Annotated in this window: 14 protein-coding genes, 1 pseudogene and 1 riboswitch; of the genes and pseudogenes, 3 read left to right on the top strand and 12 right to left on the bottom strand. The window is 47.7% G+C overall.

The features are described 5' to 3' along the window. Window positions 1-14 precede the first annotated feature (14 nt). The gene (locus BLS14_RS15350) at window positions 15-434 is read right to left on the bottom strand and encodes a hypothetical protein (RefSeq protein WP_063566044.1); all 420 of its coding nucleotides are present in this window, start codon (window positions 432-434) and stop codon (window positions 15-17) included. A gap of 307 nt (window positions 435-741) precedes the next feature. Beyond that, complete coding sequence (gene fabF, locus BLS14_RS15345; protein WP_090952721.1) at window positions 742-1,980, bottom strand: beta-ketoacyl-ACP synthase II; 1,239 nt, start codon at window positions 1,978-1,980, stop codon at window positions 742-744. 140 nt (window positions 1,981-2,120) lie between these two features. Here fabF and BLS14_RS15340 point away from each other — a divergent pair, with 140 nt between their 5' ends. Further along, window positions 2,121-2,984 carry a helix-turn-helix transcriptional regulator gene (locus BLS14_RS15340; protein ID WP_063566046.1) on the top strand — a complete coding sequence of 288 codons (864 nt, stop codon included), beginning with the start codon at window positions 2,121-2,123 and terminating at the stop codon, window positions 2,982-2,984. Window positions 2,985-3,110: 126 nt separating this feature from the next. On the opposite strand, the gene BLS14_RS15335 is transcribed toward BLS14_RS15340, so the two are convergent. The 10 genes and pseudogenes from BLS14_RS15335 to BLS14_RS15295 all read right to left on the bottom strand — a co-directional run bounded on the left by BLS14_RS15335 (window position 3,111) and on the right by BLS14_RS15295 (window position 13,473). Further along, window positions 3,111-3,950 (bottom strand): MetQ/NlpA family ABC transporter substrate-binding protein, encoded by an 840-nt coding sequence (locus BLS14_RS15335; RefSeq protein WP_090952719.1) that lies wholly within the window; start codon window positions 3,948-3,950, stop codon window positions 3,111-3,113. A gap of 76 nt (window positions 3,951-4,026) precedes the next feature. Continuing rightward, window positions 4,027-4,695, bottom strand: a complete 669-nt coding sequence (locus BLS14_RS15330; protein ID WP_090952716.1) for a methionine ABC transporter permease — start codon at window positions 4,693-4,695, stop codon at window positions 4,027-4,029. Beyond that, window positions 4,685-5,503, bottom strand: a complete 819-nt coding sequence (locus tag BLS14_RS15325) for a methionine ABC transporter ATP-binding protein (protein WP_090952714.1) — start codon at window positions 5,501-5,503, stop codon at window positions 4,685-4,687. The genes BLS14_RS15330 and BLS14_RS15325 overlap by 11 nt, the downstream gene beginning before the upstream one ends. Window positions 5,504-5,634: 131 nt before the next feature. Then, on the bottom strand, window positions 5,635-7,917 hold the full coding sequence (locus BLS14_RS15320) for an outer membrane protein assembly factor BamB family protein (protein ID WP_090952712.1): 2,283 nt from the start codon (window positions 7,915-7,917) through the stop codon (window positions 5,635-5,637). Window positions 7,918-8,026: 109 nt separating this feature from the next. Further along, window positions 8,027-8,821, bottom strand: coding sequence for an energy-coupling factor transporter transmembrane component T family protein (locus BLS14_RS15315; protein WP_072735040.1), 795 nt, complete (start codon window positions 8,819-8,821; stop codon window positions 8,027-8,029). Beyond that, the gene (locus tag BLS14_RS15310; protein ID WP_371121648.1) at window positions 8,796-9,842 is read right to left on the bottom strand and encodes an ATP-binding cassette domain-containing protein; all 1,047 of its coding nucleotides are present in this window, start codon (window positions 9,840-9,842) and stop codon (window positions 8,796-8,798) included. The genes BLS14_RS15315 and BLS14_RS15310 overlap by 26 nt, the downstream gene beginning before the upstream one ends. A 21-nt stretch (window positions 9,843-9,863) precedes the next feature. Beyond that, window positions 9,864-10,214: pseudogene (locus BLS14_RS33565) on the bottom strand (ATP-binding cassette domain-containing protein); the annotation flags it as partial. A gap of 90 nt (window positions 10,215-10,304) precedes the next feature. Next, entirely contained in the window at window positions 10,305-10,898 is a 594-nt protein-coding gene (locus BLS14_RS15305) for an ECF transporter S component (protein ID WP_063566052.1), read from the bottom strand. Between the two features lie 241 nt (window positions 10,899-11,139). Continuing rightward, window positions 11,140-11,250, bottom strand: a riboswitch (TPP riboswitch). Between the two features lie 313 nt (window positions 11,251-11,563). Continuing rightward, window positions 11,564-12,232 carry a pectate lyase gene (locus tag BLS14_RS15300; RefSeq protein WP_090952708.1) on the bottom strand — a complete coding sequence of 223 codons (669 nt, stop codon included), beginning with the start codon at window positions 12,230-12,232 and terminating at the stop codon, window positions 11,564-11,566. Between the two features lie 365 nt (window positions 12,233-12,597). Continuing rightward, complete coding sequence (locus BLS14_RS15295; RefSeq protein ID WP_090952706.1) at window positions 12,598-13,473, bottom strand: radical SAM/SPASM domain-containing protein; 876 nt, start codon at window positions 13,471-13,473, stop codon at window positions 12,598-12,600. A 295-nt stretch (window positions 13,474-13,768) separates the two neighbouring features. On the opposite strand from BLS14_RS15295, the gene BLS14_RS15290 reads away from it, so the two are divergent. Beyond that, complete coding sequence (locus tag BLS14_RS15290) at window positions 13,769-14,911, top strand: iron-containing alcohol dehydrogenase family protein (protein ID WP_090807622.1); 1,143 nt, start codon at window positions 13,769-13,771, stop codon at window positions 14,909-14,911. After that, window positions 14,908-15,963, top strand: coding sequence for an ABC transporter substrate-binding protein (locus BLS14_RS15285; protein WP_072735036.1), 1,056 nt, complete (start codon window positions 14,908-14,910; stop codon window positions 15,961-15,963). The genes BLS14_RS15290 and BLS14_RS15285 overlap by 4 nt, the downstream gene beginning before the upstream one ends. Window positions 15,964-15,988 lie beyond the last annotated feature (25 nt).

Genomic DNA, 15,988 nt, shown 5'->3' with positions numbered 1-15,988 from the left:
CTCCTCGTCACTCTCTACCACAGACGCCCGGCAAGCATTGTAAAGCGAATAAATACCACGTTATCGTCTTCCTTTAAAATTAACGGCTCATCCAGTGCCTGCAACTCTTCCTCATTGAGAAACACTTTAAATAACCCATCTTCATATGCGGTTACAGCTGTATCCATGGCGCCTTCTACATCGGGAACCCCTTCGTTATATATCGTGCCAAAGCCTACTTTTCCTGCTGCTCCCTGCTCTTGAATGTCCTCGGGCATCAGGTAGGCAAGCCATTCTGCTTCATTCTTCTTGTCCTGAAGAGCCTTGAGCTGTTGAGCCACCATGTTCTTAATAAGCTGTCTCAACGTATCGGTTGTTTCCGGAAGTTCGGCAGCCTGTTTGGCAAGTGCCGGCTTGCGTTTACCCAGACTTTTCACCGTAATCCATACATTCACTGCTTACCCTCCTATGTATAGCTTTATGTTAGAAGAAGCCTCTATCAGCCCTTATATCTATACCACCATGGAAAACGGACCAAACTTAAACTTCGGCCTATTTCGTTATCCATTTAATTATACGTACATATGTGCCCCTATTGAACATTTTAACGAATATCCCGACCATATTCATGGGCCATTTCTCATGTTTACATGCAACCAGCGAACTAATGGCCTATATTGCACTTTCGCAGTCGGAACAGTCTTCCCACAGCAAATAAAAAGAGAACAGTGCGCCCTCGGGCAGTCACTGCTCTCTGTAAGCTTACGATGAATATTTCTGCAAAATAATGACCGCATTATGGCCACCGAAGCCAAATGAGTTGGACATGCCAATCTTCAGGTCAGCTTCTCTTGCAACGTTGGGTACATAATCGAGATCACATTCCGGATCGCTCTGCTCTTGATTGATTGTCGGGGGAATGATACCGCTACGCAAGCTTTGAATGAGCGATATGGCTTCCGCCCCACCAGCCGCACCCAGCATATGTCCGGTCATCGATTTGTTTGCTGTTACCGGAATATGATAGGCTTCCGCACCAAACAGCTGCTTAATTGCTCGTGTCTCGGAAAGATCACCCGCTTCCGTACTGGTAGCATGAGCATTAATGACATCAATTTCATGTGGCTGAAGCTGTGCATCCGCCAGAGCGGCTTTCATGGCCAAGTATGCACCACGTCCTTCCGGATGGGTTGCTACCATATGATACGCGTCTGAACTGGCACCATAACCTACGATCTCTGCAAGGATGTTTGCACCTCTCGCAAGGGCGTGGGACAAAGACTCCACAACCAAGACCCCGGCACCCTCAGCCATAACAAAACCATCTCTGCCTGCATCAAATGGTCGACTCGCTCCTTCGTACGCTTCGTTTCGTGTAGATAGTGCCGTCGCATTGCCGAAGCTTGCCAGTGATACTTCGGTGACAGCTGCCTCCGTCCCTCCAGCAAAAATTACATCTGCTCCACCGTGACGGATCAGCCGGAAAGCCTCACCTATCGCGGTGTTGCCGATCGAACAGGCTGTCACTGGCGAGAGAGTAGGTCCCCAACAGCCAAATCTCATGCTCACCATAGCCGCCGCCATATTGGATATCATCATGGGTACCAGTGTTGGACTGACTCTTGCAGGCCCGCGTTCAGACAGAAGTTTACCTTGCTCCATCAGGGTCTGGATTCCGCCAATGCCGGACCCAATATACACGCCTACGCGCTCCCTGTCCACATGATCCATATCGAGACCGGAGTCAGATAAAGCCTGATCTGCTGCCGCAACAGCAAATTGCACGAACCGGTCCATACGCCGTGCTTCCTTCCGTCCAAACCGTTCTTCTCCGTCAAAATCACGGACCGCCCCTGCTATCTTCGTTTTATAGGACGTTGTATCAAATGCTTCAATTGGCGAAACTCCTGATTTGCCTTCCACCAATCCATTCCAAAATGTATGCACATCATTCCCCAAAGGAGAGATAATCCCCATTCCTGTAATAACAACACGCTCCATAATGCATCCTCCTTTAGTGCTTTTCATACTTGTTTAGTTAAGTTATGCACTTATATTGCCATTCGTATTATCCTATTACAAGTTGTCAATTATAATAGTATAATGACTACCATGATAAACTCAGGAACGAAGGTGATGGAATGAACCATGATGTCAGGCTGCAGGCACTGTCCGCTTTTCTGAAAAACCAGCGCTCCAAAATCTCGCCAGAATCTGTCGGATTACCCGCGGGCTCCCGGAGAAGAACGCCTGGATTAAGAAGAGAAGAAGTATCCCAATTGGCAGGTGTGAGCACTACATGGTACACCTGGCTTGAACAGGGCCGGGATATTCAGGTATCTCATTCCGTATTGGATAACATCGCCTCAGCTCTCAGGCTGACAGCGGATGAACGGAAGTATTTGTTTTCCCTTGGTCTGGACTACCATTCGGAACTTCATATCCTGGATGAGAAGCCACTCCAAATACATCCCTCTTTGCAAAAAATATTGCAGGAACTTCGCAATTGTCCCACAATCATCTCAGACCGACGCTGCCACATTGTGGGCTGGAATGACGCAGCGCGGCATGTGTTTATGGACTTTGAACAGATTCCGGCTGAACAGCGGAACATGATCAGTTTGTTGTTTGAACGAAAAGAATTTCGAAGACTGGCCGTCAATTGGGAGGATTTTGTTAGCGGATTTCTGGCTATTTTCCGTGCTTATTATGGTCAATATGTCGATGATGAATGGTACAACTTGTTTTTGGATGACATGATGGACAGATATCCCGATTTTCAACCCCTTTGGAAACAAAGCAGTGTTAGCAGCGCCCCGGATGTGTTGATTGAATTCAGACATTCCAGAGCTGGCAAAATGCTTTTTGATCTTACCTCACTCCAGGTTCAGGGAAATGCCGATTTGCGGTGCAGCATCTACACACCTGCAACAGACACGGCTACAGAGCGGAAACTGATTCGCCTCATGGAACCAAAGGTAGAACACGACTCTGACAAAAGCTGATGTTGCTTTTTCTTCTTTACTCCGTAATACAAGTTAACAAAAAAAGACCCAGGCGATGAGGCCTGGGTCTTCATGTTTGTCTTGAAACCTATCTGTACAATCATTTCAGTTGCAGATTAACGGATGTTATTTAAACGCCGGGATCGCAATATCTGCATACTTCTCTTCAAAGAAGGCTTTCACTTCTGGACCCGCCATACGCTTCGCCAGCTTCTGAATAGCTTCAGAATCCTTGTTATCTTCCCGGGCAACCAAGGTAATGGCAAAATGGGAATCATCCTTCTCAGTGAACAGCGCATCCTTCTTCGGTGTAAGTCCCAGTGGACTCGCATAGGCTGGAGTCATGGCAACCAGATCCGCATCATCCAACATGCGGGCGAGCATCAACAGATCCACTTCTTTGAACTTGAAGTTCTTCGTGTTTTCCGTGATGTCTGCTTGCGTTGCATTAAAACCGACGCCTTCTTTCAGCTTGATCAGGCCGTTCTGTTCCATCATCACCAGCGAGCGTCCAATGTTGGACGGATCGTTGGCAATCGCTACCGTTGCACCTTCAGGCAATTCTTCAATGGATTTAAACTTTTTGGAATATGCTCCGTAGATGGCATTGTAGATCGGTTGAACAGCCACCAAGTTAGCGTTATTTGCTTCATTGTACTGATTCATGTAAGGAACGTGCTGGAAGAAGTTTGCGTCTACTTCTTTGTTCGCCAGTGCAGTATTCGGTTGAACATTATCGGAAAGTACAACAACTTCCAGATTAACGCCATCTTCTTTCAGCAATGGCTTCACAATATCCAGCACATCCGTCATTGGCGGAATCAAAGTAGCTACTTTCAACGTCACTTCTTGTCCGGCTTGAGTGCTTTCCTTATTTCCTTCCGCCGCAGGTGTTTCTTCTTTTTTGCCGCATCCGGCTGCTACCAGCGTCACTGCCAGCAGCATGAGCATTAGTTTTGCTTTCATCTGATATAAACCCCTTCATCATGTAATCTGTATTGTTCATGCTGTAATTCAATCTTTCTGCAATGCTTGTCCTTCTTCAGGATCTGCGATCGAGCCAGCGGGACAGTCTGCTGCCAGTAAATTGGATCATCTGTACCAGGATAATCATAATGATAATCGTAAATACCATAATCTCCGTCTCGAATCGCTGATAACCGTAACGAATCGCAAAATCACCAACACCGCCACCACCGACAATACCCATGACCGTAGAGTAAGAGATAAAACTGATGGTTGCCGTTGTTAAGCCGAGTACAAGACTTGAGCGAGCCTCCACATACAGGAATTTCACCACAAGCTGTATGGTCGATGCACCCATGGAAGAAGCAGCTTCAACCACACCCTTCGGGACATCAAGCAAGGCCTGTTCTACCAGTCTGGCGTAATACGCAATGGCGATGACCGAGAGCGGCACGGTTGCTGCGAGCGTCCCGATGGATGTTCCAACGATCAGACGTGTGAACGGAATCATAAATACGACTAGCAGCAGAAACGGGAAGGAACGAATGATGTTGACGAGACTTCCCAAAATCGTGAACAGAGGTCGATTCTGATAACGTTGCCCTTTCCTGAACAGATACAGCAGTGTACCCAGAGGCAACCCGATTAACAAGGCTGCCGTGATAGAGATCCCCACCATGACAAACGTCTCTCCGATGGCCTGCCAAATTTCATGCTGATACTTCACAACGGACTCAGGTAACATCTTTATGGTCCTCCTGATCGCCATGATTAGAGGTATTTCGTCCGCTCATGGATACATCTTCGCCCATCAACAAGGATGTTAAAAGATCAGGCTTCGGTGCCGGTATGCTTCTTACTTCCGCTTCCGACAGCGTTTTGATGATCCGTCCCTCTTTCATCACCGATATCCGGTCGCAGAGCTTTCGGGCAACCTCCATCTCATGTGTAACGAGTACAATAGTTACCCCCAGCGTTTCATTGACATGACGCAGCACATCCAGAATTCCACTCGTGGTCTGCGGATCAAGCGAAGATGTTGGTTCATCACAGAGCAGCACATCCGGGCGGCTGGCAAGTGCTCTGGCGATGGCAACACGTTGCTTTTGCCCTCCGCTTAACTGCGCAGGATACTGGTTGGCCTTATCTTCAAGTCCGACAAATCTCAATACCTCAAGTCCTCGTGCAACCCGCTCGGTCCGGGAGACACCCGCAAGTTCCAGAGGCATGCAGACATTGCCACTTACGGTCCGATTGCTGACCAGATTGAAGTGCTGAAAAATCATGCCAATGGACCTCCGTACCTGACGCAGACTCGGCTCACTCATCCGGGTCAAATGCTGCCCATTCACAATGACTTCGCCGTCATCCGGCTTCTCCAATCCATTGAGCATGCGCAGAAGTGTGGATTTCCCTGCACCACTAGAGCCGATAATGCCGTGGATCTCTCCCTGGCCTACTTCCAGGGAAACCGAGCTTAATGCTTCGAATCCCTGATCTTCACGGGACCCACGCTCGTTATAACGCTTGCTTACCCCGTATAATGAAATCATGGGAGATTCCTCCTGCGATTGATCGTACATGGTCCTTCAAGAACACATGAAGAAAGCCCGCACAGCCGATAACCGGAGCGCGAGCAATCCTGTTTATTCATAATAAATCATCATTCGACATGAAACAAGCTTTAACGTGAGATATCTGTGTGCAAATCATTAGCATCATATATACTAAACCGTCCGTTGGATGACCCAATATAGACTTCATTTCCAAGCCGGTTCATGGTTCCATTCTTCGCATCCCGATCACGATGTTCTGGGTTTCCCATCACGACGTCATGCACACGGCCGATCAAGGTACCGTCATTTTTATCCATGATCAGGAGATCCTCACCCATCGGTAGCAAAAGCTGATCTTCAATCACCACGTAACTCCCCTGATTGGTAGGGTATTGAAAGGCAGCAATCGTGTTTTGTGCAGTCCAGCGGGTCTCCCCTGTATCATAGGCAAGGGCTACAGGATAACCGTTCTTGATTACATATAATTGATCGCCCTCCACAAGTGCGCGTTCGATCTTGTTATTCTGCGTCCACCATTTTTTTTCGGTCTTGGGATCATACAAGGTGGTTATGTAATCCTCGTATTCACCATACATTTCCCCGTTGTTGTTCTCTCGAATGAGCACCATGCCGTCATTCAGCACCTCAATTTGCTGTCCAACCCGGGCCGGAAAATGTGCAAGCTTCTGTCCGTTGTTCAGATCAACCAGCACCCACTGGTCATCCAGCAGCATCCAGCGTTCTGGCTGTGCGGGCACAAACGGATCGATACGAGCAATTCCGTCAAAATAAGGATTCCGTTCGGGATGCTCTATCGTTGACTTCCCTGCTGCAATGCTCCACACGGTGCGGCCTGATCGCGGATCAGCTGCAATCAGTTTATCCTTTTCCCAATACATGACATAAGGATCTTCCGCGCTCTTATTCAATAATTCATAACCGGTCGTCAGTTTTCGCTTCCATAATGTTTTTCCGTTTGCACTGTCCAGCACCGTTAACCAGCTATTGCTTGAGCCTTCAACAACCGCGCTGTCCACAATGACGACATTCTTCGCTGCCGTGATCCCATTCAATCTGAAATTTTGCTTGGGGATATACTCCCACTCGACCTTTCCGTTCTTCAAGCCCAGATGGCGTATACGATCCACGTATTTTTTCTTGTCAGGGTCATAATCGGTGTAGATGGTAACGTATTGGCGTCCCGCATCCACCTCTGCCTGCTGTCTTCCAAACCCACCATTGATCGCCCATAATTTTTGGCCGGAATGTCGGTCAAGAGCATATATGGAACCTTCGTAATATCCACCGCTAAATCCACCGTCATCCCCTTTCATCAGGAGCACATCCTCCGTTGCTGCTTGTAGAAAGGTGTAATTAATATCCCCCTGATTGGTCCATACCGATTTCCAGGGTAAGGTGGCAGGCAGCATTGTGCCATAGATTTTAGTCGTGAACTGATATTCATCTGAACCACCAAATTCCCAATTAGACACTACACCGTTTCGATCGTCCTGGGGTATATTCCAGCGCGTACGAACCAGCCTGCCGTTCTTGTTAAATGTCACGAGAAAATGAGCATCTGCTCGTTCGTACCGCCAGGTCTTTCCTATGCTCATGGCATAACCCGTATCGTTTAAATTGCCGGAATGCTCTTGCCAATCCGGTTCGCCAAGCCACTGCGCCACCTGTTTTGAGGTCGTTTTTGAATTCAGCAAAATATCTATCAAATGACGTATAGTGGACGTGGGCATCGCCAATTGTCTACTGAACCAGCCATCCGCTACCTTGGTATGCTGTGCTACATCCTGTGCCTTAACCCAAAGCAATGCTGGACGATAAGTGGACGATTCCTTGTTCCAGACGCGCGGGGCAATGGACACGCCATACCAGTCCTTCGTCGCTGCAACAATGAACGCCTGCTCTTTCAGGAATGCCCCTGAAGACCATGTTGCCTGACTTCCGGGAAACAGGTACAGCTTGCTGCCCGATTGAAGCTTGAACGTTTGTGGAATGGATTTCGTCAGGCTTCGGCTTTCTTTGGAGGTATACCAGCCAGGTATCCAGAATTCAGTGTAATCGCTACCTTTTAGTTTGACCCATTCCCCGCGAACAGCGTCGATTTGCAAGCTCCCTTGAGCGGAGCTATACCCGTCTATGTCCATCCGATCAGGGGAAACACTGCTCTCGACCACTTGGCTGTAAATAGGTACTCCCTTTGCAACTGTGACCTTATCCCCCTTTTTATAATTAAGCTTCACCGATAGCACTTGCGTTACTGAACCCGAACCTTGCCCCTCCAGCGCCCTGGCATGGTTGTACAACAGCAGTCCCCCCGTAACCAGCACAACTAAGACACCCGCAGCGATATTCCATGGGTAGCCCGTCCATTGCCTTTTACGCCCCGTCTTCACGTCAGTCCACTCCAATCATTTGAAGTTATTTCCATTTAAGACGTTTTGAACTAGGAAAAGTTACTGTTACTCCCAAATATATTTACAAGGTACGAAATAATTACAGGTCTCACCTTACATCCAATAGGGTTGAATTATAAGGGAATGTGGTTCCCAATATATAAGCAGCCGTTAACATGATGATAAAATACCCCATAAACCATACATCCGCTCGGGAATACCCGATCTGAATGTAATAGGTCCGGCTCCCGCCTTCCTTGAATCCTTTTGCTTCCATCGCCACCGCCATACGTTGCGCACGGCGAATACTCTGGGCAAGTAGTGGAATTGCATATCGTTTCAGTATGCCGTATACATTCCAGCGGGAACCATGCTGCCTCGTTCCCCGAATGCGGATGGCATAACGCAGCGTCTGGAATTCATCCAGCAAAATCGGAATCATACGCATAGCCGCCAGAAAACTATAGGCATACTTGGGTGGGAGCCTCCACTGCTGCATGAGGGAATAAAAGAGACGGACAGGCTTGGTCGTCAGACCGAACAACAATCCAGCTGCCGCCATACTTAGGGAACGAAATCCTAGGTGCAACCCGCGGTAGAAGCTCTCTTCGGTAATATGAATCAATCCCCACTGAAACCAGGTGGTCTCCCCTTTACCAAACATGATCATACCTGTGGAAGTTGATATAAATACCAGAATGAACGGAGATGCATACAGCAATAATCTGGGCCATGCGTGACCTGTCCAGCCCAGCAGTAACAGCATGACAACTGCCACATTAGCCATTACATTCAGGTTGTGAATAAGGATGACGAAGACAAACAGCAATGTCAGGAAAATCATTTTCAACCCCGGATTCACCGCGTGAAGCCAAGTCTCACGATGAGGAAACGAGAGCTGCATCCGTTAACCTCCCCTCATGCACCGTCCAGATCCGGGTGCAATAACGCTTCACGATTTCACGGTCATGTGTAACCATCACAATGGCGGTCCCTTCACGCCGCAGCCATTCCAGCTGTGATAACATGGCAAAAGTATTCCGCGCATCCTGTCCAAAGGTAGGTTCATCCAGTAACAAAATACGCTGTTCCCGTACCAGAGCTGATGCTACACTCAGTCGTCGTTTCTGTCCCATCGACAATTGGTATGGATGCCTGCCGGACAGCTCACTCAGTCCGAATTGCTCCAGCATATTATCGGTTTTGATAACTCTTTCTTCGGCAGTTAACTTGCCGCTCAGCAAGGAGAATCCCACTTCATCCCGGACTGTATTGGTCACGAATTGAAATTCAGGATTCTGGAATACAAAGGCAATGTGATCTGCAAGCTGCTCGGTTTTTCCGGCCGATTGTCCTTCCACAACATAATGACCTGTCGTTTTTAGAATATTCATTATGGATAGCAATAACGAACTTTTACCTGCCCCGTTAGCCCCGACAATCCCCACCCAATCTCCGTGCCATACCTTGGCCTGTTCCACCTGAATGAAAGGTGTTTTTCCGCGCCATCCGGTGAATTGCTGCATTTCCAGGGCTGGTTGGGGCTGCGCAGAAGCTCGCTCCTCCTTGTTATCCATACTTTCAGTTTCTGTTGCCCCATAACGAATAAACTCTCCTGTGACCAACGTCTGTGCTTTCGTCTGCCCTCGCTCTTCCCAAACTCCTGGATACCAGATTCCGTATTCCCTGAGCATATTCCGCTCATCTGTAAATACCTGATTCGCCGGGCCATCTGACACAATCTTTCCTTCAGGCGACAATACGATGATTCGGTCTACCCACTCGACAATTTCATTAATTTTATGTTCCACGATAATGAGTGTTTTGTCCTGTGCAATCTGTTTCACCGTATCCCACACCTGAGAGGTTCCTTCATCATCCAACAGTGCCGTTGGTTCATCCAAAAAGAGTACGTCTGGCTCCATAGCCAGAATCGAAGCCATCGCAAGACGCTGCTTCATCCCCTGTGACATGGATTGAATGAGTGTTCGGTTATGTTCAAAGCATAACCCCACCTGTTCCAGATATCGATGGATAAGAGCAGGCATCTGCTCGCGTGGAATATTCCGGTTTTCCAGTACAAATGCAATCTCTTCATCCGTATATGACATACAGAACTGGGTATCCGGATCTTGAAAAACAATACCGGGCTGCTCAGGCACCTGAATGTCATCACATTTCATCGGAATCTCCACAGATCGCGGAATCAGACCACTCAGAATTTGCAACAAGGTTGATTTGCCAGAGCCGCTTGGTCCAAGCAACAACACTTTCTCCCCTTGACGCACAGAGAGAGACAAGCCTTGGAACACCAAGGCCTTCTCTCCCGGGAACTTACATCTTAGATTCGTAACACCTACCGCTTGCACATTCTCCACTTCATTCATCTAGTCCAGCGCCTCATAATCCTGCTTCGACACCGGTCTAAGGGATCGTGTTACACCTGTAAGCTCCAGCGCTTTGGCGAGATAATAGGTGAATACACCCGCAATCAGAATACTTCCAATGAAGCGGAATCCGATAAACAGCGTGTAGTTCCAAGCCGTGAGGGAATCAATGTACCCATACTGATAATCGAGTACAAGCGAAGCCGCTGCTGCACCAATAGCCGCAAGGCAGGTAACGAACAGATTGCTTTTCCGATACAGAAATGCGGCGAAGAAGATCTCTGCACCCAGCCCTTGCAGCAGCCCATACACCAGTGTCGACATGCCCCACTCACTACCTAGAAAAGCACTCACCGTTGATGCCGCAACTTCGGCCAGAATGGCTACACCCGGCTTGCGAATAATTACAAAGGCAAAGGTGCCCGCCATGAACCACATGCCGTAAATCATCTGCTCCGCATGAACGCCGAATGGCTTCATCAGATCATATGTAGGTCCCCATATTTTGTAGATCACCCCAAAGACTACCGCAATCACAATTGTTACCAAAATATCGGTTAACTTCAATCTGTTGCTGCCTACTGCTGTTGACATGTTCTCTACTTCCTTCCTCTGTTTCCCTAGATTTATAAAAAAAACAATAAAACAAACAAAAAAAGCCTCCCCGGTTCACAGGCAGGCCATACGCACAGTTTACAATTCTCACGATGCAACGCATTAGGCAGATATAGAGAAAGAAGAAAACAAACGACACCATCCCCGTCACATCAGAGAAATCCCGTTGCAACCAAGAAACGCTGACATTTATGTTCTATCCCTTATCACTTACCATTGCTCATCGCAAATTCATGTTCTCTACGCTGGCATTACCCAGATCAGATATACGGTCAGCAGCACAAGGCCGCTCTCTCAGCCCAACTTCATTGAGCACCCGGTTCACTTATTTCATTGCTTCTACTGTACAACACATGGGTATTTGTGACAATCCCGATAAGAAAAAATCAGTTTAAACTAGAAGAAAGAGTGATTAACTATATGTCTCATTTATGCGTCATATACCTCTGCTTCAAGAAATAACGTCTCTGTAATTCGTTACATCTCAGAAAGGTGCAAATGAGAGCGAATAATGTGTGCCAGGTTCATTAGACCAAGATAACGCGAACAAGGGATGTCCCCGTCATATTCATGAGGACATCCCCTTTAATTGTTATGCTTCATATCCTTTAGAGGAAAATTATTGAGAACCGGTAAGCTCTGTTTTAATATTGAGTATTCCCGGATTGACTTGTTTTGCCCGATGCAAAGCCTTTAAACAAGGTCGGTACTTTGGAGTAACGGGTATTTGTAATTTTCCCTTGCGATGTACTGCTGTCCGTACGCATAATAGAATCTTTGACATTGGAAATGTCTGAGTTGTCGAGCGTCATGTTCACGGCGAAGGTTGTTCCGCCATTCTGACGTACCAGCTTGCCAATATCGTCTGCACGGAAATTTTTAATGTTAATCGTTCCGGCTGCATTCATTTGAAATACTTTATCATAGGCCTTGTAAGCTGCACCACCAGTGATGTTAACCGTTCCGGCTAATTTCAGAGTCAGAGCGTCCTCACCGACATCCTCCCAAATCACATTTGAAATTGTGCAGTTACCGTAACAATGAACACCGTCAGCTGCAGGTGAACCGATAATCACATTTTTGAGCGTGGCGCCTGCCTCCAACCGAAATACCGGCTTCTGATCTTCCGCTTGAGATCCATCTCCCAGGGTGGAAGGGTTGGCTACATACGTTTGGCCTTTGCCATCAAAAGTTTCTCCCTTGGCTACAATAATCGTTGAGTTTACAACAGCAGGTGCAGCAAAAGCTGGAATTGCACCGAATAATGAAGCGACCAGACCCGCAGACAGCAGCAACGTCAACATTTTTTTCATAACTTAAATCCTCCCTTATTCTGATGAATTGGCGTACAAGCATAAGCTTGTCCTCAAGGAACCGATCAGAGGTGCACCTCCGGCTCGGAACCTACCCTGATCCTACCAAAAAAGGGATGTTACGATAATAATCATTAGCTTAGATATAGAAATGATAGCATTATGCCTGTGTTCTCGGCATTTTTTGCATCGTACTCCATTGTGTAATGTGCCGATCTCAACTTCGGGTATGCTTCTTTTACAACTTGTAATCTATGGCGATATGCTCCTTTATCGTTCTAGAAAAAACGAAAGACCACCTCATCTGTTTCCAGACAACGTGATCTCTATTATTTTGAATCTCATTTTATTTATTAAATTACGCTTTAAGCGCCGAACCGCTGACGATATCCGCACTTCCGACATAATTCCTCCACGGCTTCCCGTTTGGAGAAACCATAGAACAGATTGTTGGCTCGTTCACCATCCACAATCTCCGAGAACGATTTTTCATGAACGTTGCCCAAGTTAATGACACCTTCACCATCGAGACAGCAAGGTACCACAGTTCCATCGACAAGCACGGCTGCCTGACTACGAAGTGCATGACAGAAACCTTTACCATCATCTTCGGGTGCATCCAGACTCGGCCACTGGAATTCATGATCCTGATTCAGATACACATTCGGGGCAATTTTGACACCGCTCCCCGGCACCACTTTCTCCTCAATACGGAAATCTAGATTGAACTCCCGTTCAAGAACCTCCAGCGTCTCCCTGTTTCGGTTCATCTGCGCATTCGTGAGGTTATCCTGTGTCAGATTCCAGAGTCGAAATGAAATAATGACATTATGCTTCACTGCTTCCCGGACAAAAGACAACACATTGCCCAGATAGCCCTCACGGTCTGTGGAACCCTCGTGACCATCAAAGCTGTGCAGGGAGAAATTCATCTGACGCAGTGCCGGTTTGCCGAGCAGTTTGTGCTGGGTCTTGGGCAGCAGCGTACCGTTCGTCGTAATGTTGACCTTGAATCCCTTCTCATGCGCTGAATCCAGTAACAGATCAATTTTGGGATGAAGCAGCGGCTCACCTTTGACATGTAAATAAATATGTTTGGTATGGGGTTTGATCTGATCCAATATATTGTTGAAGACTTCAGGGTCAATGAAATTTTTGGCACGTTTGGTCTGTGGACAGAAGCTGCATGCCAGATTACATATACTTGTGATCTCAATATATACTTTCTTGAACGTTTTCAACTCGGGGTCCCCATTCTGCTTAGAGGGAGAACAGTCCCACCCTCATTTGTGATCCGGCCCATGTGTGCCACCACTATTATATCGGGTTCAAGGGACAAGGTAAATCGACTAGGATGTTAATTCCCTTTTTCTCATCGAATTCGTTAACTACGTTCACCTATAGATTCTTTCAATCGAAGTATAGGATGTATTGATTGTCCAGGTCATTGTAGTTGCCGAGACGCGATGCTAGAATCTAAGCAATTTAAAACCAAGTTAAAACGTAAGAATAATAAGTTATAAGGAGAGTGTATTCATGATTACTGTTAAGGCACCCGCAGTATATGTACACGAGGCTAACATTCTTGAGCAAAGTGGTTCGCGGATTGCACAGCTTGGGCAGCATGTTCTCATCATCGCCGGTGAGTCTGCATTAAAAGCCGTACAGCCTTACCTTCTTCCTTCATTGGAGGAGCATAAGATCAAGTTCCATGTGCAATTGTTTCACGGTGAGGTTACAACAGGCCAGATTGATACTTTCACACAGCAAGCCTTCGATTTGGATGTTGATCTGATTATCGGCGTCGGTGGTGGTAAAGTGCTCGATCTGTCCAAAGCGGTGGCCGAGCAAGCCCAATTGCCCATTGTAACGGTCCCAACGATTGCCGCAACCTGCGCTGCCTGGTCCGCCTTAACCGTGCTCTATGATGAACAGGGGAAATCTGCAGGATATCGTCCCCTGCGTCGTTCGCCTGATCTCGTTCTGGCTGATCCTCATATTCTGGCGAGTGCACCAAGGCGATATTTGGCCGCAGGGATCGGTGACACACTCGTAAAATGGCATGAGTTCGCCGTTAATCTAAGTGGCAACGCCACCAGCCTCACTCTCCGAAACAGTGTCAGCACCGCCAAGCTTGCACTCGATATTCTTGAAGCGCACGCCATCGATGTCTATGAATCCACCGATACAACCGGTAGTACACCTCAATTCCGTGATGTTGCCGATGCCATTATTGTGCTCGCAGGCCTTGTAGGCAGCATTAGCGATGGATCACTTCATGCCGCGATTGCTCATGGGCTACATGATAGCCTCACCAAATTACCCGAAACACACGCTTCACTACATGGAGAAAAGGTAGCCTTTGGACTCTTCACCCAGTGGATTCTTGAAGGCAAAGCAGGGGATGAGCTTCATGAGCTGATCACTCTGTTACATAAGCTGAATCTGCCTATCACTCTTGCCGAGCTTGGCATACAACAACAGCCTAAGGAAGCTGCTGCGCGCATTGCAGCAGGACTACAGCTGCGGGAAGGCAGTGCGGCGCATCTCTCCTTCGGAGTTAGTACGGCGCAGGTAACCGAAGCCATTCTTCAGGCAGACCGTATCGGCCAAACATTCATAGAATCCAGTCAGTCCAGTGAAAGCAGTACATACACCAAGGAGGTTTCCTCCCTATGATCCGTCCAAACCGCCATTACACTCTTCCCTTAACTGCCTTTCTGAGCGCGCTTCTGTTGATGCTGATCTCCGGCTGCTCTGCCGGAACTGACAATCAGGCCGCGGGTACAGGCACAACACCGACAGCGGCATCAGCTGCTTCGAATAAAGACGTTACCATTCGTGTTGGTCAGACCGGATGGAGCAATCTCGAATTGGGGCTAAAAGCCGCCGGACTCGATGAAACCCCCTATAAAGTCACTTATAACGTATTTCAGGGAGGTAACCTGATCCTTGAAGCGATGGCTGCAAACCAATTGGACTTTGGTGTGACCAGTGAAATTCCGCCCATTTTTGCATCTCAAGCTGCCAATGGTGGAAGCTTCAAGATTATTGCGGTACAACAAGGCAGCACCTTAAATCAGGAGGTCGTTGTTCCCAAAGGTTCATCGATCAAATCGGTTGCTGACCTGAAAGGCAAGAAAGTTGCTTTCGTAAAAAATACAACGGCCCACTATTTCCTGCTCAAAATGCTGGAAGAAGCCGGATTAACCTGGAGTGACATCAGTCCGGTCGAACTTTCAACAGCCGATGGACTCAGCGCCCTGATAAGCGGGAAAGTGGATGCACTTGCCAGTTACGGCAATGCCATCATCTCAGCACATCAGAATGAAGCAACAACGCTCGCCAGCGCCAAAGATATCCTGTCAGGCAGCTTCCTTGTAGCCGCCTCCGATCAGGCTATTGCAAATGCGGAACAGAAAGAGGCCCTTGCCGATTATCTGGAGCGAATCAACAATTTCAATGATTGGGCTCGTGCCAATAAGGATGCGTGGGCTCAAATTACAGCAGACAACACCCACCAGCCCGTGGATCAAGCCCTTAAAACCTACACGGATGGAGAAGCACAACGCCCATCACGTATTGTTGCCATTTCTGAAAAGGCCATCAAGTCTGAACAGGACGTAGCGGATACGTTTCAGCAAGCGGGAATTTTTGAGCAGGCAGTCGATGTGAGCACATTCTGGAGTGATGCACTTCAAGATCAACTTCCAGCTCCAGGTAGCCAATAACGAATGAAGCAAGGAGGTAGGCATA

The organism is Paenibacillus sp. OK060 (assembly GCF_900101205.1).
GTDB classification, from domain to species: domain Bacteria; phylum Bacillota; class Bacilli; order Paenibacillales; family Paenibacillaceae; genus Paenibacillus; species Paenibacillus marchantiae.
The sequence above is the reverse complement of the archived record's forward strand: the minus strand, read 5'-3'. Positions and strand labels throughout refer to the sequence as shown.